Source organism: Acinetobacter sp. WC-743, assembly GCF_000335555.1.
Classification (GTDB): Bacteria; Pseudomonadota; Gammaproteobacteria; order Pseudomonadales; family Moraxellaceae; genus Acinetobacter; species Acinetobacter bereziniae.
Genome location: NZ_AMFQ01000018.1, coordinates 17,056 through 36,182, shown reverse-complemented (window position 1 = coordinate 36,182; position 19,127 = coordinate 17,056). Strand labels below are relative to the sequence as shown.

The window sequence follows — 19,127 nt, the reverse complement described above, 5'->3', positions numbered from 1 at the left end:
GCTTAAAATGACCGATTTAAGTATCAGCCAATATGCCAATGATCTTCTTCCAAACCCAGACATTATTGAACAAGATCAGACAAAAATTGGCGCAGAAATTTCGATTGAACAGCTGCATAAGTACTATGGTGAAGTTAAAGTTCTTGAAGATTTAGACTTACATATTGAAGCAGGAGAGTTTGTTGCGATCGTAGGGCGCAGTGGCTGTGGTAAAAGTACACTCTTGCGTTTAATTGCTGATTTAGAACAACCGAGTTACGGTGAAATTAAATTTAAGTCATTGTTGAATTTCCGTGAAGGTATTATTGCAGATGATATCCGGGTGATGTTTCAAGACCCGCGTCTTTTACCTTGGAAAAACATTTTAAAAAATGTGCAATTGGGTCTCACCAAAGATCAATTTCCCAAAGCTGAGCAATTATTAGAAAAAGTCGGGTTAAAAGAAAAGTCTGGATTATGGCCTTCTCAACTTTCAGGTGGACAACGTCAACGAACAGCACTTGCACGTGCCTTGTCGCACACACCACGAGTATTGCTTCTTGATGAACCTTTGGGAGCTTTGGATGCATTAACACGCCTAGAAATGCAAAGCCTGATCGAAAAACTGTGGTTAGAACAAGGATTTACTACTATTCTGGTCACCCATGATGTCAGTGAGGCTGTGCAATTGGCAGACCGTATTATTCTTTTGGATAAAGGGCATATCGCACAACAGTTTCAAGTTGATTTAGCCCGCCCACGTCAAAAAGGAGTTGCCTTTGCTGAGCTTGAACAACAAGTGCTTGCTGCGGTGCTTGCGACTTAAAAATAGCGTGCTGAAAATTTATCTATAAAATATAAGGGCATAAAAGTTCGTGCCCTTATTCCAGATTGAATCCTATATTTTTATCAATATACCGAAGTTTTATCCATTTTTATCGGCGAAAACTTCATTATTAAATAAATAAAATCATCCGTAGAGATTTTTCATTCAAATATAATCGAGTGCTTTTAAATCAAAATGACTTTCTTAAATTAAAATTAAATAACAGCATTCATGGTTCATTATTTTGTAAGTGACTCAAAAAATAGCCTTATACTAAAAAATGTCACAAAATTTAAATAATAAGCCATAACTGACATAATTTTTATATTAATTTTGCTCTAGTTTAGTGCAATTTTAGATAATAGTGAATTACGATTGATTTAATAATAAAACTTCATAATTATTTATCAGAAATATACCAAAATAATGTTGCTTTCTGTGCACAAATCAAACATTTTACCGTACAATTTAATAATCATTTATTTGATTTAAAGATGCGATGGAACAAAAAAAGAGTGCTCAAAAACGGCAGCAGTTACTTAGTGCTGCACTTGATGTGTTTTCTGTCTATGGTTTCAACGGTGCAAGCCTAGACGAAATTGCGCAGTTAGCAGATATGCATAAGTCGAATATTTTCTATTACTATGAAAATAAAGAAGCTTTATACGTTGAAGTCCTGACTACCGTGATGCAGAAATGGTTAGCACCATTACAATCGCTTGAATCGGAATTGGAACCAGCTGAGGCTTTGTCACATTACATTATGACAAAGATCGAAATCTCAAGAACTCAGCCCAAAGCCTCTAAGCTTTTTGCCTTAGAAGTAATTCAAGGTGCGCCACATATTTTATCCATCCTCAAAGGTCCGCTTAAAAAGTTATTTAAACGCAAAGCGAAGGTCATTTTGAATTGGCAAACTCAAGGTAAAATCTCAGATCAGATTGATGCTGAATTACTGATTATCAATATTTGGGCATTGACTCAAAACTATGCTGATTTCAGTACTCAAATCGAAATGGTTACAGGTAAAACTTTACGCAATAAAAGTATGTGTCAACGTGCAATCGAGCATACGATTCACATGACTTTATATGGTGTTTTACCGCGTAATTAATCATCCAATATAACAATATTGGTTATTTTGGCAAACGACCATAGTTCCCTATGGTCGCCTGAACTTAAATTGAAATTCTAAAGATATTCAATTTGTTGTTTTTCTAATCTAAAGACTGATAAAGTTTTAATAATTTCTGTGCGCCTAATAATAAATTTTCTTCCCAATCTAAATGCGCAGTATCGTTGGCACCATCGGTAATATACTTCACGGAAATTAATCGCACGTTGAGCTTTTTACATACTTTCGCCAATGCATAACCTTCCATATCAACTAAATTACAATTGACCTTTGGCTGCCCTGTTTCAAAACTATCCCCTGTACCACAAATGCCTTTTGATAAATGAGGAAAATAACAGTCTAAATGAATTTCTTGAGGAAAATGCTGATCCATTGGCGTCACACCCACTTCAAAGCCGAGTGGAGAAACATCCATATCTCGCTGTACAAAGGTTTTTACTTCGATCAATTCATGGGCATTAAAAGTTGAGCTTCCTGCACTTCCGAGGTTCAATATGGTTTTACAACCTGTTTTTTGAATGACATCATAAGCTGTGAATGCTGCATTGATTTTGCCAATTCCACTATAGTGAATGGGAATTCCTGCTTGTTCAAACAAACCTTTAGATTCATTGGGTAAAGCCATGATTAATGCTAAATTATCTTTCATCACTGTTCAAAATTAAAATTTTACTTATTAAAATTGAAATTTTATTCTAGATCAATTTAATTCTTTTTTAAAACAATCTGCCCACCACATTCAATTTAAAATCATATACAAATCACTACGATACTCTACATTTTGATTGTTCATAATGATGAAATACATAAATAGAGATGACAATAAATGAATATCCAAATCATTGTGGGCAGTATTCGAGAAGGTCGTGTTGCAATCAAAGTTGCAGAATGGCTACACAAAGAAATTAACAAACTTGAATTTAATACTTTAAATGTTGAAATCGTAGATTTAAAAGAATGGGATTTGCCTTTCTTTGCAGGGAAAAACTCACCTGCATCTGGTATTTATGACCAACCTAAGCAGCAGGAATGGGCAAAAAAAGTCGCTTCGGGAGATGCCTTCATTTTCATTACCCCAGAATATAATCATGGATACAGCCCTGTACTGAAAAATGCAATTGACTATGTATATAAGGAATGGCAAAGCAAACCTGCAGCGTTTGTGAGTTATGGTGGAACCAACGGCTCTCGTTCTATTGATCAAATTAAACAGGTATGTGCCTTTATTGGTATGGTCGACTCCAATGCTGTCATCGAAATTCGTGATATTGGTCAACGTGGTAAAGCTGAAATTTTTGAAGGTAATGAATTTGATCAGAAAGCTGTAAAATCTGTAGTCAATAAATTGATTCAATATGCCAATGTTTAAAGTGATTAATGTACGCTTTAGCTTACAATGATTGTTTGATTTTACGACTTGGACGATCTAAAGAATTTATCTATTCTAGAGTCATAGGGAACAGGAAGTTTCCCAGACACAAAACAACAATAATCGGTCTGAGCATCAGGAAGTGAGGTAGAACAGGAGTTTACCTAACGAACCAATACGAAAAAGCCCCGTCAGGATGATGGGGCTTTTTTTATCATCTAATTCAATTGTCATCAAAAGTGATCGAACGGATAAAAACAATCCAAAAACAGATATAGCTTTAATCTAATCCAAACCAAGATAAAATGATTTGCCACCAACTTCTATCTGAATAATCATATTCCTTCGAGCCACAATTAAAGACATCCTCCACTTTTGTCAGAATAATTTTATTATTTTGCTGATCTACACAGATGCGTTGAGAATAAGATTTGTCAGATTCTAAATATAAATAATAGGGCACTTTATGTTTAAATTTTGCTGAGTCGATGAGAATGCAATGACTTTCGGAAGTTGGCATATCTTGGATATTTGTATATGTTTGGGAAAATGAGCTTTTAAACTCTTGATCTTGAATAATTTCTCCCATGTAAAACACTATTTGATTATCCGTAATTTTTTTATAGTTACCCTTAGTAAATAGGCAAATACTATTACCCTTTACTGAAGCAAACAAAGTTGACTCTGGGGTAGCGTAACAGTTCATCGTAAACAATAACAGCAATAGCCCTATGTATATTTTCATATCACATTTCATAACCCAGTCAAGCTTTCTCATTTTGACTAAAATATATAATCGATCATTTTTCATTTAAGCAAACAAAGGCTTTGCTTTAGTATGTTTGTATTTATCTAAACCAGTAGAAGCAAAAAAAGTAGTATATTTATTGTTCATGAAACTATTTTAAGAAGTTCTTTAAGTTTTCCCAAAAACTTGGCTTTATATCTACGCACCTAGTTCCCTGAAAATCTTGTACTACAAGCTTTCCAGAATTTTTCTTTACACAAAAATCTTTGTTATAAGCCTTTTTCACCCCACCCAATGTCGCACTATATGGTGTATTTTCATTTAAGCTTTTAAAGTTATTAAAATTTTTTTCTGTAAGAAGAATACAATTAGTTTTTGTAGGATAGCGATCTTCAAAATGATTTTCATATGACCAAGATTCCGTACTACCTTGAGATAAATTCAATATGATGAGGTTAAATATCCCTTTTTGCTGTGTATCATCAATATAAAAGCATGGTCTATTATTTTTTAGTTCAATACTCACCTCACCACCTCTGTAAGGAGATGAAGTAGCAGAAACATGAGACGAAAGAGAGATAAAGGCTAGAAATAAATATTTTTGCATTTTAATACCTTTTGAGCTCTTGATGATAATAAATTTCAATAAAAATAATACTAAAATACTCTCAAACAAAATTTCATTTAATCCAATTTCTACAATAAAATTTTTAAATATCTATTTTTCAGGATCTAAATAAATTATCCCGACATCTCCCTTTTCCAAAATTCTTTCTCCAGGGTTAGAGTCTATTTCATTAATAGACTTAATATTTGAATAATCAAAAGATTTTGACTCATATCCATCAAAAGATATATAAATGTAAGGCGCACTAGCAGATAATTTTTTCAAATTAGGTCTAAAAATATAATACGATTCAGCCTTAGGTGTGATCTTGAATCTTCCTTGTTGATCGGTTTTTACCATTTTATCTTCATCTAACCCAAGATCATAACCAATATAACCACTTCGATTTGAAAGAGGTTTTTTTGTTTTTTGATTATAAATTTGCCCTGAAATTTCTGGCTTTAAATAATAGTAGTTAGGCGTACATGCTGCAATACATATCAATAAAAACAATGACATACCATTCTTATATATTTTTTTCATTTCATCCTAATGCCTACAATAAAATATTTATTCTTTAGAGTCTAAATAAATCTTACTTATTTATTAAAAAATATTTTTGATAAAAATTGTTATTTTTTCAATTATAGATTTGTCCTCTGGCACACAACTCCTTCCATTATATTCACCTATACGACTATCATTTGAACCTAATATGCAAAAGTCTTTACCAAAATTTGTATATCCTGTATCAATAACAGCTGTATATATAGATTTATGATTAAAGATATTTTTTTTAACTTCTATACATTTTTTTTGATTAGGATAGCTTTTTTCAAAACTACGTGCATATTGAAATACTTTTTCAAAACTCTCTTTATGAAAAATATTTAATTCGTATTCACCTTTAAGATTATCCTTCTCAACATAAAAGCATATATTATTGTTTTTCATTAATATTTCAATATCACCACCACGATATTTTGCTGACATGACAGATGTACTGAGACTTAATATACAAGATAATATAAAAATTAAAAATTTCATTGTAACTCTCAATTTTCGTTATATTTATTTAAGAGTATTACAAATAGAACCACCTATAGGACTTTGTGCTTCTTTTTCTAAAATTTCCTCAATTTTAGGCTGTAAAGATAAAGCTTGTTCAGAGTATTCTTTTACATATTTTGGAAATTTATTAAAGTCGACCACCTTTGAGTACTTCTTTATAAATTTATTATTTACACACATTCCATCTACAGCCTGTACAGTAATCATGCTTCTTTTACCTGACGCTAGAGATTCTAAATCCTCCAGTAGGTTCTTATCTAGTGCCTCATAATTCACTTTAATTATATTTATTTGAGCTCCGGCAAAATCTAGTAATGCATCATTAGTCTTAGATTGCCTGTCGGCCTCACTATATGCTGCCTTAAAAACAGAGTTTGTTAAAATGAATTGATTATACATGGCATATATTGATGCTTCCTTAGATTTATCAAAGGCTTGACCAATATCTTCTAATTTTTCTTTTGGCTCCTTAGCTTGACCGCACGCAGAAATGAAGATAGATAAAATAAATACTATAAATAGTTTAGCTTTTGTCGCATTCATTCAATTAGTCTCCCATTTTATTTGTTTCTGAAATTGGTCTTATATAACCATATTCGGCAACAGCTAAATTATAGGCTTGCCTATTCCATTTTTTAACTTTTCCATTACCAAACACTGTGTCATACAAAACTTGATCTATATAGAAAGGACCATGATTTAAAATTATTGCTTCAGCACAAGCTGCATATCTAGCACTATCAAAAAATCCCATACCTGAAGGAGCTAATTTAATTACTTCATTAACATCTTTCTTATGCGCTGATACCCTTATATCAAAAGTTTGTTTCATTAATTCCATTATAGCTTTACCTGCTCTACTTCCTGCAACATTTCGGATATAAGAGGCAAATCTTAAATACATTAAAGAATGAAAATATTCAGTATAAATTAGACCTGGCGTTTCTTTTTCGATTTCACGTAAATCAAATTGTAATCCAAAATGCAAAGCCATATCATACTCAAAAGGTTGTTTATTTTTAATATGATCCCAAATTGCTTGGGAAGTAATTCCAAAAGTATAAGGCACTGTTTTCTTTACTTTAATAAGATTTTTCCAACCACTACAAGCTGTTAAATAACCGTCTTCTGCAAGGCATAGATTTGTAGTATTTTTTAAATCTATACTATCCAGAGCACCGCCACTTATAGGTTTCTTATCATATTTAGAATGAAATATTATTCTACCTAAATTTGTTGTATTGCTTCTTTCAGTATTAGCCATAGTTATTCTCAAAATTTATTATATAGGATCTAAAGTTCGCGATACATCAAGCGTAATTAACTCCACGGATTCAGGTGTTAACTCACTTTCGTAAATGGCTGTAAGACCATCTTTGTCTGTATAACCTTTAACTAACAATTCGCCAGAATCTTTACTATAAATTTCGTATAATAATTCCTGTAAAGGTTTTTGATCATGTTCATCTATAATTTGAAATTGAATTTTATGAATTTCTTTTTGTTCATCAGCAAAAGAATCTATCTGATTTTGACTTGTTGCTGAAGATATATTTGAACTCTTGATTGTTTCTGAACCTACCCCCCCCACCATTATCTCCAACCGTTAAATTTTGATCGCCAATACACTTACAGCCACACGATAATGGAGAATTATGTTGTGCAGCTGCCTTGCCCATCACCAGCATATGATTATCACCAGCCATAATCGTCGCAACACACTTATGCTTAGGGCAACTTGCTTTATCGCCAACACATGCAATCGCTTTCCCTTCGATCAGGAAAGAAGACTGACCCGAAATGATTTTCCCGCCACCTGTAGTGGGAGAGCCTAATGTAATATATGGATTTGCCATAATTTTTACCTTTTATTGTTCTGTTATTCAGTTGAATCATTATAAAAAAATCAAAATCAATACATCGGTTTCTTTCTATGACCTTATTCTGTTGCATTTTTTGCAACAGATTTAATTGAACATAGATACACAGCGACCATATAAAATAGCTATATCATTCGCATTTCCGACAAAGAGGAAACTCTCAACTTTAAAAAATATTTTTAGCGAAAATAAACTTTCAAATACTATAATTGCATTATCAAAGTAAACGCTATAAAAACGCCCTCCTCATCATTACATATAACCATAAGCAATTGATTAAATTATCAATTCTGCCCAACTGTTAATGATTGATCACCAATACATTTACAACCACATGATAAAGGTGAATTGTGTTGTGCCGCAGCCTTGCCCATCACCAACATATGATTATCACCTGCCACAATCGTAGCTACACACTTATGCTTAGGGCATGTTGCTTTGTCTCCGACACAGGCAATTGCCTTTCCATCAATCAAAAAAGATGATTGGGCAGAAATGATTTTTCCACCACCTGTGGTTGGAGATCCTAATGTAATATATGGAAGTGCCATAATTTTTACCTTTTATTGTTTTGTTATTCAGAAAGCATTTTATAAAACATCAAACTCAATACGGCGGTTCTTTCTACGCCCCTCATCCGTTGCATTGTCAGCAACAGGTTTAGTCGAACCTAATCCTGCAGTACTTAGGCGAGTTGGTGCAATACCTTTGGTGGTTAAATATTGTTTTACAGCTTCAGCACGTTGCAAGCTTAATGCTTGGTTTTTTTGTGGATCACCCTGACTATCAGTATGCCCAACAATCTTAACATTCTTACCCTGAACCTTATTTAATGCAACCACCATCTCGTCTAAGATTTGTGTACCTGCTGGAGTCAAAACTGCTTTACCAGATTCAAATTCAATAATTCGATTTTTTAATGCATTATCAATAACCGATTGCTCCGCAGCATTCACGGTAATTTGTGCATTGAGTCGGTAAGGCGGTTGAACCAATGACTGAAATAATGTGGTGGTAGGTTGAATATCAGTTTGAACACCCATTTTCCCCATCAGTTCAACTTGCGTACCTCGTACCGAAAGCTTACCTTGGCTAATTTTTTTTAGATCCGGCGTGATGACTCGGGTCACTGAATCGCTCCAGCCATTCGGCGCGGATACAGGACGGATTTGAATTTTATCAACCACCTGATCATTACCATATACCGCTTTTAACTTGGCTAAAATCGCTTGTTTGGTCATATCATTGGGTACAACACCCTCAACCACGATCGGTGCAGCAAATACCTGTAGTGAATAAAATAAGCTCGAAATAATCGCAAATTTTTTCAATATTTTTACTTTTTGATTCTTCATATCATTATTCATCTATAAAGGTTTGCCGAAAAATTTTCATACCTTGCGTTAAACTTAATTGACGCTGGCAGAGCGATTGCTCAAGCGCTGCAAGACCTGCATTCTGTTCAAGATAAGCATCAATCCATAATGGTTGTACCAAAGATACCCAATGATCATTTTGCATATTTTGAGTAAAAATATTACTTAATGCAGTAATGTCAGCACCTTGGAATCCAAACAATAAAATCGGTGACTCTTGGTGCAAAATACCGATCAAAATCTCTGTATTGTTTTTTTCCAAGAAACGTCCAATTAAATTGACCCAAAATGCAGCAATTTCATAGCAATAACTTTGGTTATTGATGGGTAAAATTAATACTTTTGATAATTTACTGGTACCATGTTTCAGTACAGGTTGCAGCAATAAACCCAAGCCCAGCATACTTTGCGCCAATTCATAAGGCGTGATCTTCATCATTTGCGCAAATGAATGCATTGTATGATGTTCGAAGAAGTCTTGTGTTTTTAGCTCAGACAGTACCTGAACCTCGCGATCAATCAAACCGAGTTTATTCACCAATAACTCAGGATCAGTTATGGTTCTGAACATGCGATTCTTTTGAAAAAGATCAATCAGTACAGGTTTATATTTAAACGGCGCATACAATAAGTTTTGAAAAGGATTTTCAATTTCCAATAATTGGCTCAAAACCATTGGAAACTGGCGTCCTGAACTGTCTTCACTGGTCACCATATTGGCGGCAAGAAACATTTTTTCTTTCGGATTGGCAATAAAGAAATCTAATGGTGCTAAAGATTGATAGGCTTCATTAAAATTTTCTTCCCGCATCGCCATTTCTAGTGCTTCAGTAATCCATTGATCAATCACTTGGATCAATGCATATTGTCCTTTGGTTTTTAAAAAGTCACCGCGCGCAGGGCATTTTCCATAATACAATGGTGTAGACTTTAATGTTTGCATACTTTCATCCCTCGCACTAAATCGTTCCCTATGATCATTGAGCTCCCCCATTTGTTGCAGGCTGCGGTGCTGCAGGCGCCTGCGGTTTAGGCGCTGCTGCCGATGATGCTGCGCCACCACCAAATGGCGATGAAGCTTGTGGATTAGACGCTGTTGCAGGTGCTTGCTGTGCTGCAACCACCAATGCCGCTTTAGGGCTAGTGACTCGATCTACCAGTTTTAAGCCCACATAACCACGATTTGAACCAATTGGGTTAGAAGCATTACCACTAATCAAACGGAACTGAAGTTTCACAAACAAATCACTGTTTTGTTTACTGGTCCATGTCATTTCAAAACTACCATTGAGTGGCTTACGTTGTGCACTATCAATTAATTTGTTGATACCATACTCTCCTGGTTCCTCAAAGATCGTATGAGTTTGACCATCTAAATCAATTGCTGTGATGCGCGCACCCGGAATTGCTCCAGGATTTGGCCACATAAAGTTCACCCATTGTTGAATACCATTTTCATAAACTAAACGCTGTCCATCAATATCAATGCTATAAGACAACAATTTGTTATTTGGAATTGGATAGAATTGGAAGTTTGATTGGTTGGCTGCTGGGGCACCACCGCCTGCCGCACCAGCTGATGCACCATTGATCGGTGTAGTATATTGCTCAAAATTCATCACAAATTCTGGGTTCAGACCCACACCCATATTCTTCCAAGTTTTTGAAGATAAGGTATAACCACGACGAATCACGAATGGATCTAGCGTCTCTTTAACAAACTTGGAAATGCTTCCGTTATCACCAAAAATTTGGCTAATTTCATTACTGGTCGCTTGAATTGTTCCTGATGAATTAAACGGAACTTTTTGCGAAAGTGTTTGACTAAATGGTTGGTACGCTTGTAAGGTCCAAAGTTTGTTGATCTCATCTTGTGCTGGGGTCAATAAGCTATCGAACGATTGCGTCAGTGGGCTAACCAAAAGCTTTTGAACCATTTGCTGATCTAGCTCGCCCAAGCCTACTGTGAGTTTTTCATCGACAACTTTTTGGGTCGCATTAAAGACTGAACTTTGATCATTGATTGTTTGTTTCGCTAAAGCCAAAGCACTTGGACCAAAATCACCCGCGCTACGAAGGTCATTCAGTTTACTTCTCACTTGAGCCATGTTCTGTAAATAGTCGTCGAGCAATGATTTGTCTTGTAAATCATCACGCTTACGTACCAATTGATAGAACACTTGGAACTGTTGAGAAATTTGTCCTTGTGCCTGGTTAGACGCGCGTTGGATCTCATCCGATTTACCCTGACCGAGTACTTTACGTTTGAACCAAGCAACAAAACCTGTTTGTGGTGCGGCAAGCTCTGCTTGAACCACAGGGTTATCCCAGCTGGTTTCTTTCGCGACACGATCAATATAAGTTCGGATTGGAGAGTTTTGTGGTTCACCCAACACATCCATGATCTTCGCTTGCTGAACAAAATCAGGACCTTTTGCATAATGGGTAGCGTTAATAAACTTTTTCCATTCTGCAATATATTCTTGTTTATACAGTTGCGTCAGCTGTTTACGAATTTGATCTGGACTACCACTAAATGTTAAATCGTCAGACTGCGTACTATTCAATACCCAATCTTTGGTATCTGTTGGTTTGTTTGCAGCGTCTTCAATGGCTTTGTCAACATATTCATCCCAAGCTTTCTGGGTGAATATTCCTGGTAAAGCATAACCACCCAACATCACGTTACGATTGGTTTCACCCACAATTTGTGCCACAGTGACAGCAGGGTAACGTACGGCTGCACGCATTTTGATTTCGTTATAAACACGATCACGTGCTGGCATTCCTCGAACCACTGAGAGCAATACTTGACGAGTTTGATCGACGAGCTGAGCATCTGACTCTAAAACTGGGAACTTTTTATCATTGGCTAATGTCATTGAATAGCTCAAGATTTTTTCAGCTTTTTGAATCATTTCTCCACGCGGCATTTGTCCACGGTTGGCATCTAACCATGAACGCCAGAAACGGGTAACTTGATCACTTAAATGACTGGCATCCATATATTGTGGATTACTCATCATAAGATAAGCTTTCAATGCATTATAAGCATCTTGCGGATTTGTGTCTGAAGGCTCTGATGCAATCTGTGTAGAAGAGGTTTGTTTAATTTCCACATTAACATGATTTTGCTTGAGTGTTTGCTCATTGCCTTTAACACGTTGCAAATACTGCGCAATGTTTTGCTGACTCGGCGCTAAGACAATCTGTCTCACCCCTTTTAAATACTCCGCTTTTAATTTTTCTTTTAACTCATTTCCTTGATATAAACCAAACGAGAACTTTAAAGGGCGATGCTGATCAAAGTCATCTAGCTGCTCTAACCGTTGTTGCAAAATCAGTAAAGCATCAATTTGGGTTGAAAGCTCTTGACCTGTGGTTTGTTCCATTTGAACAACTTTATTGAGATCTGCTTGTACATCTGCAATTAATTGCTGGTTATTACGATAAGACCAAACCCATAAGCCTAAAATAATCGACACACCCAATAATGATGCGATAAATGCCAAGTAGCGCTTACGTTTTGTGTTTGGATTAATATGTTGTTTAACTAAATTCTTATCTTTCAGAATAACTTCTGAGAATAAACCCTTTAAGAAATAACCATGATTCTGAGAGATTGAGTTTTGTGGAATACCATGTTCACTGTTGGGGATCTTAGTCAGTTGAAAATCATCAACGATTTGTTCTGTCATTGGACTTTCAATCACACCTTCTTGTAAAGCACTGGTGAAATAGAAACCACGGAATACAGGTTTAAACTGGTATGGATTTTCTTCAAACAATGTCCCGATAAAAGTTTTTAATACGGGTTTTAACGTCTTAAATTCAAGCGGGAAAGTCATCACACTTGGAGAAATATTTTGTGCATGACGGCGACTTAAATGGGTTGTACTTACACCTTTTAAGCCATCATATAAAATGTTGTAATGTTTCTCGAAGTGTTCAGCTGCATTTTGTGATGATTCTGGATCATAAGGTAAAGTTGCACCCCAGACTTGATCAAATTCTGCTGCTTCATAGCATTCAAAGAACTCGGTGAAACCTGCGATCAAATCCATTTTAGAGAAAACCAGATACACTGGCGCAAAGATCTCTAAGCGTTCAGTTAAGTCTTGGATACGCGCTCTTAAACTTTTCGCTAATTTAATTGATTTTTCAGGGCTTTGACTGACCAATTCAGCTACACTTACAATCACAATCAATCCATTGATCGGTGCTTTTGAGCGATTCTTTTTCAGAATATTTAAAAAACCTAACCATTCTGAATGATCTTCTGAATATACAGAATAGCGCCCTGCGGTATCGAGCAACACTCCTTCTGTAGAGAAGAACCAATCACAGTTTCGCGTACCACTGAGCCCTGAAGACACCACTTTTTGATGGGTTTCTTCGAATGGGAATTTCAAACCAGAATGATAAATTGCTGAACTTTTCCCCGCGGCAGGGTTACCAATCACCATATACCACGGTAATTCATAAAGGGCAGCGTTTCCGCTTTTGTCACCCAATTTAGATTTACGAATCAATTGGATCGATTCTTTCATCTGTTGGTTGATCAGGTTTAATTCTTCTTTGTCTTTTTGTTTTCCGTATTCAGCTGTGTTGTCTTGCTCAATGGCTTCAGCCAAAGCTTCACCTTGTTCAGCATGCTTACGGCGTTGAATCAACCAGTAAATTCCGTAAATCACCAACCCAAGGATATAGGCAGCGAGCATCATAAAGAAATACTGACGTGGTACCACACTGTACGAAGAAATTATCGCAACAAGGATTGAAAGCGCAATCACAAGCTTTGGATTTGTGATGTATTGCCATGCATAGCTTAAAATTGTTTGTATCATTTTCTCGATTTCTTTCTAAATTTGTCTGTAATCTCTATGCAAACTCAGTCCCAACAATTACTTGGGTTTGCTGATGTTCAGCACTATAAACATAGCCATACAACTCATCTTTAAGGTGCAGACTCAACATAAAACCAAAAACTTTGGCTAATGATTGGGTATGACCTAAACTACTTTTACAATAAAGATAGTGATGTGCTTCAATCGGTGTTTCTGCAAAATTCTGTTCTAATCTTTTTAACAGCTTGACCTCTTTAGGATCATCTAAAACCAAAACAAAAGGTTGCTCTTGTTCAAATTGTTCTACTTGAGCCAAATTCAACTCTTTTAAGGACCTAGATGCCTGATCAGAATTTAGTGCAATTCGAATATACTTTGTTGGCTGTAAATTTTGCAATTCAACCTTTTCATTGGTCATACAACAGGTACTGATATATTCAGAAGGAATATATTTTTCTGTCATCCATGTTCGATCATCAATGGTTTCTTGATCAATTTCAGAATCAACCACAATAAATAACGAAACTTCTGCATCTAATGATTGTGTTCTTTTCAGCAATTTCATCCAATCATGATATGCCGTTGTTTCCCCCCAGTAATGATATTCAGTATGAAACTGCTGATCAAGGATGCCAAGCTCTGTAAAATACTGTTGAATCAATTCTGCACCTGAGTTTTCATCCCATGTGTGAAATAAATTTTCAGGCAAAATAAGATGAATATTGAGGCGATTCAATTGTGGTACAGCTTCTGCAACCTGTTGTTCTACAGGTTCATCTTCATATTCTTGATGCGGGTTAATCCACGCAGGATGCATACGATATTCATGTGCAAGTTTAGCATCATAGAACAGTGCTGAATTCTTTAAATGCTCCGCAATTTGGTGAAGCATGTCTGTATTCTGTTCAAGCTGTTGCTGAATTAAGGCTGTGATTCGTTTCTGACGACCCGATAAACTTGATGAATCTTCTTCTTGTTCTTCAAGTGTTTGTATACGCAATGACAAGATGGGTAAACCATAACTATTGATGAGTGATTGATCAAGTTGGGGGCTGACCACATCTTGCAGCTGCTCAATATGAACTTCATTTTCACCCATTGCACTTAAACTGGTTGTTGAATAGACCTTTAAATTTACCCATTCAATTTCTGCATCTAGCGTTTCAACGATATTTTGCTGTTCTGAGCGTTGTTCTTGTTCAAGTTTTTGCTGCTCTTTCTTGTCTTGACGACTTTGATAAAACTTTTTCAATAGCATTGGTGTCACAAGCAACAATGTAATTGCAGCGGGAATTAATCCAAAGAAAATAACAAAATCCTGCCCACTTGGATTGTATTTAATATCACGCCAATAAAATACGACAATTGCTGAGACCAGTAAAATGACACTGATCAATGTTGCTAAAATTGTTTTAATCATTTATGAAGCTCCAATCAGCGCATAACAGGTTTCATCATTATCACTTTGCATCTTCGGCATCACAAAAGCACCTTGTGCCAAACCGACTTGTGCTGTTGAACTCAACTGCAAAGGCTGAACTTCTTCTTTAGCAAGCACCAACCGCAAATCAACCAATAAGGTTGGACTACACCAACTCTGAAGTATTTTTTTTAATTTTTTACTTAACTTTTTCTTCGGTAAAAACTCTAAATATTGAGCATGAGTTAATGGACCAATTTGAATTTCTATTTTTCCATCTATTTGTCGAATAGTTTCCCCACAAAAAGTATTTACCCCCAAAAGAAAGGGTTGTTTGCCCCCTAATTTGGTTCTCTGCTCATCGCCTAGCTTAAACTTCTCAGTAATATATTCTTTGACTTCAACAGGATGATTAAAGACACAGGTCAACATCGTTTTCAACGCATGTGCAGTATTGTTTTGTCCCTGCATCAATCCTGAAAACTCAGCAAAATAATCGTCTAAATCATCTTGCTGATGCTGTGTTCGAATATATCCATTTAACGCATGTAAAATTTCTAAGTAATTATTTTCTTTTTCAATTTCATAACGTACAGGCAGGTTATAACTCAGACTTGCATCGACAAATTGGGCTGTAAGTTTATGGTTAAATAGCCCTAAGAACTTTTGTACCTCGACACGTTGTTTACGAGGTGCTTGCTTGACTTTATTGGTATAGGTATAGGGCATTGCACCCTGCATACCCGTTAAACCTACCACCAAATTGGTCATGTGGATCTTATCCTCAACTTGTTCTAAGGATTCAATCTCATGCTTGGGGAAATTTAGATTTAGTGAACTTTCAAAAAGAAAATCATCTGACCAACTTTTTAAAGTGGTGATGGTGGGTGCATGTCTAAATAATCGGGTTGACTGCACAAATTCAAAAGCTGTAGGGGTTTTGAAAAGCTCGTCAACTACAGAAGCTTCTTGCCACCAACGTTCTGTACGCATTGGTATAACTCCTGTTTTGTATTTAAATCTCTCACAAAAACATCAACAAAGCTGTTCATTTGTACTTTTAAATTGAAAATATGACTAATCAATTCACTGAAAATATAGAGACTATGTCCACGGAAAACTTGAACATCCACATCCATCAATACCTTAACGCCACGTACAAACATCGGGAAAGGTTTTGCTTCAACAAGTTTATGGGTAATTTCAAATTCGATCTGTTTAATCGCATCAATAATCAAATGATTTTCTTTCGATTTTGGTAAGTTATAAAGTTCAAGTAACTCTTTGATATGACTGACCGCATCCCCTTTCATTAACGCCAGCGTATTTAAAGAAAGATGTGAAATAATCCGCCATTGTTCATTTTTATTCATTTCAAATTGATAAGGCTCAGTTGGTCTTTTTAATATCAAAGCACGGCGAGCAACTGTACTGTCATTCAAATTCAAAACATTATTCGATTGACCTAAAGCTTCATACGGCAATTCACGGTTTGAACAAAGTAATCTGCAACTGACAAAATCCGACTTAATACTCTGAGGCTCGAGTTGTTTTGAAATAATTGAATACCCTGTTTCCACATATTGATTTTGTAAAACAGTCGGATTTAAGGCATAAAAAAACTGAATATCCTCACCATGATAATGACTCATTGCGAAGAATGGTAAAATTGGATAAACCACTTGATCCTGATTACTTTTTTCACGAATCAAATTCATTTCAAGTATTGAATACACTTGATAAAATTCAGGATGGTGTGCATCTGTGATGAGAGGGTATTCTAAGTTTTTATGATTGATTTTTTGCGGTTCAGCCTGTTTTTCAAATAGGTTGACCACTGGGCTGGTAAATAATTTAAAATTCGCCACATTCAATTCTGAATAATTTCGAATAATGGCTTGATCGTTTAAATTCAGCTTCAAATGAATTTGAATTTCAAAAGTTAAATTTTCATCTTTTAATAATTTTAAAAAATCTAAATTTAAATTCAGATAACTAAATTTTTCTGGAAAACAAAAGTATTCGATCAACAAACGATAGGCATGATGAGTATGTTGATCTATAGGTAATAGACTTTCATCTTCACGGAATCCCATCACTTCAAAAGGATTATTTATTGCTGTAACTTTTTTATTGATACGCAGACTAAAGCTGGTATCCTGATGAAAAATATGATCTAAAACTTGCAATGGAAAGTTAGAAATCGCATCTAAATAAATAGGAAGCTTTTCATTTTTCAACCAATTTTTAGATGGATTTAATAACTCAAATTTTAAACTAAGTGTCGCATTTTGATTCAAATGAATATGCGCACTTGGCGTGGTTTGAAAACTTAAACTTTCCAGCTGAATGGGAAGTAGTTTCACTTCAGTGCTGGTATTAAATTCGCACTGGACCCCCTTAAAACTTCTTGATTTTAAAGTTGTTCCTTTAGGAATAATATGAACATCTGTTAATTGTTTTTGTTTATTTAAATCTTCAAAGCTCACCACGGAACAGGCAGGAAAATGTCGCAAATACTGCGGAAACATCACTTCAAATAATGAGCGGGTAAATATGTCATAGCTATCGGCTAATTTTTTATCAATACGTGCTGCAATTAAAGAAAAAGCCTGAATCAGGCGCTCAATATGAGGATCATCAATTTGTTCTTGGTTTAAAGATAATCTTTGCGCAATTTTAGGATATTTATCTGCAAATGCACGTGACTGCTGACCAAATTCTTGTAGTTGCTTTTCATAATACGGTAAAAGTTCTTCTATCACGACATACCTACATTTTTAAGATCTGGCAGAGATTACATATTGCTGTGTTGTTGGCTTGAGTAAGGCATCAAAAATTACAGGTTCATAAAGTGGATGAATATTTAAATAGGCTTGAATGCTTAAGCATAAAGAACCAACATTCTGATCATCTAGCTGCATTTCTACTTTAATCTGTTTTAATCGTGGTTCATGTGCAGCGATCGACTGCTCAATAGACTGGCAAATAACATCTCGATCTGTGGGATTTGCAGTTGAAAGCCCGACAAAATCAATAATCCCAAACTGTACAATCGATTTTTTGGCTAAAGCATAATCATCAATATCCACATCTAGTTTAGCGATTCGGGTATTTAACAAATCTTCCAAATCATGAGCAACAGACTCTCTTAGCTCATGTATGGAAAGCCCTTTTACATAATCATCTTCAACAATCAAACGATCAAAGAGTGTAGACCGAAACCCATAGGGATAAAGTTGATCTAAGTTCATAACTGATATTCTAATGATATGAAACAGATAGGGACTGTGCAGTCCCTATCTGTCTCGACCAACAATTAAGCAGCGTAAGATGCTGTATTGTTAGAAAGAGACCATTTCTTAGTAACGGCACCTTTAGCAGAACCGTTAATATCTTGTTGATTATAAGTCCACTCAACTGCAGCATATTTCAAACCAAATGCTTCAGTTGGAACACCTTCTTCATTTACAGTAGGTGTTACACTTGAAACAAGAACATGCTTCAATTTGATTTGGAGGTACTTGATACGTTTGTCACCGTTTGCACGGTAAAAATCAATTTGAACTTCGTCAAAAGTATAACCAGCAGAACAAGCTTCCCAAAGTTTTGGACTAGTCGCATCCAAATCTTTAACGAACAGCATGTCTGAATGTTCTACACGTTCAGCAGTATGACCACCAACGCTTGAAGAAGTAGCAGATTTTGGTTGACGGATGTTGTGAGACCAAGAATTAACTTCTAGCCAGTTCTTGTGCTCAGAATCACGTGACTCACCATCAACTTTGTACTTGCCTTGAAATTGAACGTATATGTCTTTCATTGGATTTACCCTTATTTTTTAAAGTTATTATTTAGCCACGCTCTAT

Annotated in this window: 21 protein-coding genes; 3 read left to right on the top strand and 18 right to left on the bottom strand. The window is 35.5% G+C overall.

Translation table 11 applies throughout. The annotated features are described in order from the left end of the window. The first annotated feature begins 7 nt into the window (after positions 1-7). Positions 8-805, top strand: a complete 798-nt coding sequence (locus ACINWC743_RS02740) for an ATP-binding cassette domain-containing protein (RefSeq protein ID WP_009584298.1) — start codon at positions 8-10, stop codon at positions 803-805. 499 nt (positions 806-1,304) lie between these two features. Further along, positions 1,305-1,919, top strand: coding sequence for a TetR/AcrR family transcriptional regulator (locus ACINWC743_RS02735; RefSeq protein ID WP_004832227.1), 615 nt, complete (start codon positions 1,305-1,307; stop codon positions 1,917-1,919). Positions 1,920-2,022: 103 nt separating this feature from the next. Here the strand turns inward: ACINWC743_RS02735 and ACINWC743_RS02730 are convergent, their stop codons facing one another. Then, positions 2,023-2,589, bottom strand: coding sequence for a 5'-nucleosidase (locus ACINWC743_RS02730; protein ID WP_005034771.1), 567 nt, complete (start codon positions 2,587-2,589; stop codon positions 2,023-2,025). Between the two features lie 177 nt (positions 2,590-2,766). On the opposite strand from ACINWC743_RS02730, the gene ACINWC743_RS02725 reads away from it, so the two are divergent. Further along, positions 2,767-3,309: an NADPH-dependent FMN reductase gene (locus ACINWC743_RS02725; protein ID WP_009584269.1), complete on the top strand. Its 543-nt coding sequence runs from the start codon at positions 2,767-2,769 to the stop codon at positions 3,307-3,309. Positions 3,310-3,589: 280 nt separating this feature from the next. On the opposite strand, the gene ACINWC743_RS02720 is transcribed toward ACINWC743_RS02725, so the two are convergent. The 17 genes from ACINWC743_RS02720 to ACINWC743_RS02645 form a co-directional block, all read right to left on the bottom strand. After that, on the bottom strand, positions 3,590-4,120 hold the full coding sequence (locus ACINWC743_RS02720) for an NF045616 family extracytoplasmic (lipo)protein (protein WP_049044486.1): 531 nt from the start codon (positions 4,118-4,120) through the stop codon (positions 3,590-3,592). An 88-nt stretch (positions 4,121-4,208) separates the two neighbouring features. After that, positions 4,209-4,664, bottom strand: a complete 456-nt coding sequence (locus ACINWC743_RS02715; RefSeq protein WP_009584282.1) for an NF045616 family extracytoplasmic (lipo)protein — start codon at positions 4,662-4,664, stop codon at positions 4,209-4,211. Between the two features lie 111 nt (positions 4,665-4,775). After that, positions 4,776-5,207 (bottom strand): hypothetical protein, encoded by a 432-nt coding sequence (locus ACINWC743_RS02710; RefSeq protein WP_009584273.1) that lies wholly within the window; start codon positions 5,205-5,207, stop codon positions 4,776-4,778. 63 nt (positions 5,208-5,270) lie between these two features. Continuing rightward, a complete protein-coding gene (locus tag ACINWC743_RS02705) occupies positions 5,271-5,711 on the bottom strand; it encodes an NF045616 family extracytoplasmic (lipo)protein (RefSeq protein ID WP_035300104.1) in 441 nt (146 codons plus the stop codon). 24 nt (positions 5,712-5,735) lie between these two features. Continuing rightward, positions 5,736-6,278 (bottom strand): hypothetical protein, encoded by a 543-nt coding sequence (locus ACINWC743_RS02700; RefSeq protein ID WP_009584276.1) that lies wholly within the window; start codon positions 6,276-6,278, stop codon positions 5,736-5,738. Between the two features lie 4 nt (positions 6,279-6,282). After that, positions 6,283-6,999, bottom strand: a complete 717-nt coding sequence (locus tag ACINWC743_RS24430; RefSeq protein WP_009584288.1) for a hypothetical protein — start codon at positions 6,997-6,999, stop codon at positions 6,283-6,285. An 18-nt stretch (positions 7,000-7,017) separates the two neighbouring features. Next, positions 7,018-7,326, bottom strand: coding sequence for a hypothetical protein (locus ACINWC743_RS25175; RefSeq protein WP_171064855.1), 309 nt, complete (start codon positions 7,324-7,326; stop codon positions 7,018-7,020). Continuing rightward, positions 7,244-7,591, bottom strand: a complete 348-nt coding sequence (locus ACINWC743_RS25170) for a PAAR domain-containing protein (protein WP_080972005.1) — start codon at positions 7,589-7,591, stop codon at positions 7,244-7,246. The genes ACINWC743_RS25175 and ACINWC743_RS25170 overlap by 83 nt, the downstream gene beginning before the upstream one ends. Before the next feature lie 308 nt (positions 7,592-7,899). Further along, the gene (locus ACINWC743_RS02685; protein WP_004832234.1) at positions 7,900-8,166 is read right to left on the bottom strand and encodes a PAAR domain-containing protein; all 267 of its coding nucleotides are present in this window, start codon (positions 8,164-8,166) and stop codon (positions 7,900-7,902) included. A gap of 39 nt (positions 8,167-8,205) precedes the next feature. Further along, complete coding sequence (locus tag ACINWC743_RS02680; RefSeq protein WP_009584266.1) at positions 8,206-8,970, bottom strand: OmpA family protein; 765 nt, start codon at positions 8,968-8,970, stop codon at positions 8,206-8,208. 4 nt (positions 8,971-8,974) lie between these two features. Beyond that, positions 8,975-9,934 carry a type VI secretion system-associated protein TagF gene (tagF, locus tag ACINWC743_RS02675; RefSeq protein ID WP_004832239.1) on the bottom strand — a complete coding sequence of 320 codons (960 nt, stop codon included), beginning with the start codon at positions 9,932-9,934 and terminating at the stop codon, positions 8,975-8,977. A 34-nt stretch (positions 9,935-9,968) separates the two neighbouring features. Beyond that, positions 9,969-13,838, bottom strand: a complete 3,870-nt coding sequence (tssM, locus tag ACINWC743_RS02670) for a type VI secretion system membrane subunit TssM (RefSeq protein ID WP_009584318.1) — start codon at positions 13,836-13,838, stop codon at positions 9,969-9,971. A 34-nt stretch (positions 13,839-13,872) separates the two neighbouring features. Then, on the bottom strand, positions 13,873-15,258 hold the full coding sequence (locus tag ACINWC743_RS02665) for a hypothetical protein (RefSeq protein WP_009584316.1): 1,386 nt from the start codon (positions 15,256-15,258) through the stop codon (positions 13,873-13,875). After that, a complete protein-coding gene (tssG, locus tag ACINWC743_RS02660; protein WP_004832247.1) occupies positions 15,259-16,251 on the bottom strand; it encodes a type VI secretion system baseplate subunit TssG in 993 nt (330 codons plus the stop codon). Beyond that, entirely contained in the window at positions 16,215-18,023 is a 1,809-nt protein-coding gene (tssF, locus tag ACINWC743_RS02655) for a type VI secretion system baseplate subunit TssF (RefSeq protein ID WP_009584292.1), read from the bottom strand. Before tssF ends, tssG begins: the two co-directional genes overlap by 37 nt. Before the next feature lie 15 nt (positions 18,024-18,038). Beyond that, a complete protein-coding gene (gene tssE / locus ACINWC743_RS02650) occupies positions 18,039-18,512 on the bottom strand; it encodes a type VI secretion system baseplate subunit TssE (RefSeq protein WP_004832251.1) in 474 nt (157 codons plus the stop codon). Positions 18,513-18,577: 65 nt separating this feature from the next. Beyond that, the gene (locus tag ACINWC743_RS02645; RefSeq protein ID WP_004723558.1) at positions 18,578-19,081 is read right to left on the bottom strand and encodes an Hcp family type VI secretion system effector; all 504 of its coding nucleotides are present in this window, start codon (positions 19,079-19,081) and stop codon (positions 18,578-18,580) included. Between the last annotated feature and the right edge of the window lie 46 nt (positions 19,082-19,127).

Bases quoted from the DNA above. Each gene is read 5' to 3' on its own strand.
- ACINWC743_RS25170 (WP_080972005.1), bottom strand. From the start codon at position 7,591: ATGGCAAATCCATATATTACATTAGGCTCTCCCACTACAGGTGGCGGG.
- ACINWC743_RS02705 (WP_035300104.1), bottom strand. From the start codon at position 5,711: ATGAAATTTTTAATTTTTATATTATCTTGTATATTAAGTCTCAGTACA.
- ACINWC743_RS02740 (WP_009584298.1), top strand. From the start codon at position 8: ATGACCGATTTAAGTATCAGCCAATATGCCAATGATCTTCTTCCAAAC.
- ACINWC743_RS02685 (WP_004832234.1), bottom strand. From the start codon at position 8,166: ATGGCACTTCCATATATTACATTAGGATCTCCAACCACAGGTGGTGGA.
- ACINWC743_RS02730 (WP_005034771.1), bottom strand. From the start codon at position 2,589: ATGAAAGATAATTTAGCATTAATCATGGCTTTACCCAATGAATCTAAA.
- tssG (WP_004832247.1), bottom strand. From the start codon at position 16,251: ATGCGTACAGAACGTTGGTGGCAAGAAGCTTCTGTAGTTGACGAGCTT.
- ACINWC743_RS02700 (WP_009584276.1), bottom strand. From the start codon at position 6,278: ATGAATGCGACAAAAGCTAAACTATTTATAGTATTTATTTTATCTATC.
- ACINWC743_RS24430 (WP_009584288.1), bottom strand. From the start codon at position 6,999: ATGGCTAATACTGAAAGAAGCAATACAACAAATTTAGGTAGAATAATA.
- ACINWC743_RS02665 (WP_009584316.1), bottom strand. From the start codon at position 15,258: ATGATTAAAACAATTTTAGCAACATTGATCAGTGTCATTTTACTGGTC.
- ACINWC743_RS02725 (WP_009584269.1), top strand. From the start codon at position 2,767: ATGAATATCCAAATCATTGTGGGCAGTATTCGAGAAGGTCGTGTTGCA.
- ACINWC743_RS02720 (WP_049044486.1), bottom strand. From the start codon at position 4,120: ATGAAAAATGATCGATTATATATTTTAGTCAAAATGAGAAAGCTTGAC.
- tssE (WP_004832251.1), bottom strand. From the start codon at position 18,512: ATGAACTTAGATCAACTTTATCCCTATGGGTTTCGGTCTACACTCTTT.
- ACINWC743_RS02715 (WP_009584282.1), bottom strand. From the start codon at position 4,664: ATGCAAAAATATTTATTTCTAGCCTTTATCTCTCTTTCGTCTCATGTT.
- ACINWC743_RS02735 (WP_004832227.1), top strand. From the start codon at position 1,305: ATGGAACAAAAAAAGAGTGCTCAAAAACGGCAGCAGTTACTTAGTGCT.
- tssM (WP_009584318.1), bottom strand. From the start codon at position 13,838: ATGATACAAACAATTTTAAGCTATGCATGGCAATACATCACAAATCCA.
- tagF (WP_004832239.1), bottom strand. From the start codon at position 9,934: ATGCAAACATTAAAGTCTACACCATTGTATTATGGAAAATGCCCTGCG.
- ACINWC743_RS02645 (WP_004723558.1), bottom strand. From the start codon at position 19,081: ATGAAAGACATATACGTTCAATTTCAAGGCAAGTACAAAGTTGATGGT.
- ACINWC743_RS02680 (WP_009584266.1), bottom strand. From the start codon at position 8,970: ATGAAGAATCAAAAAGTAAAAATATTGAAAAAATTTGCGATTATTTCG.
- ACINWC743_RS02710 (WP_009584273.1), bottom strand. From the start codon at position 5,207: ATGAAAAAAATATATAAGAATGGTATGTCATTGTTTTTATTGATATGT.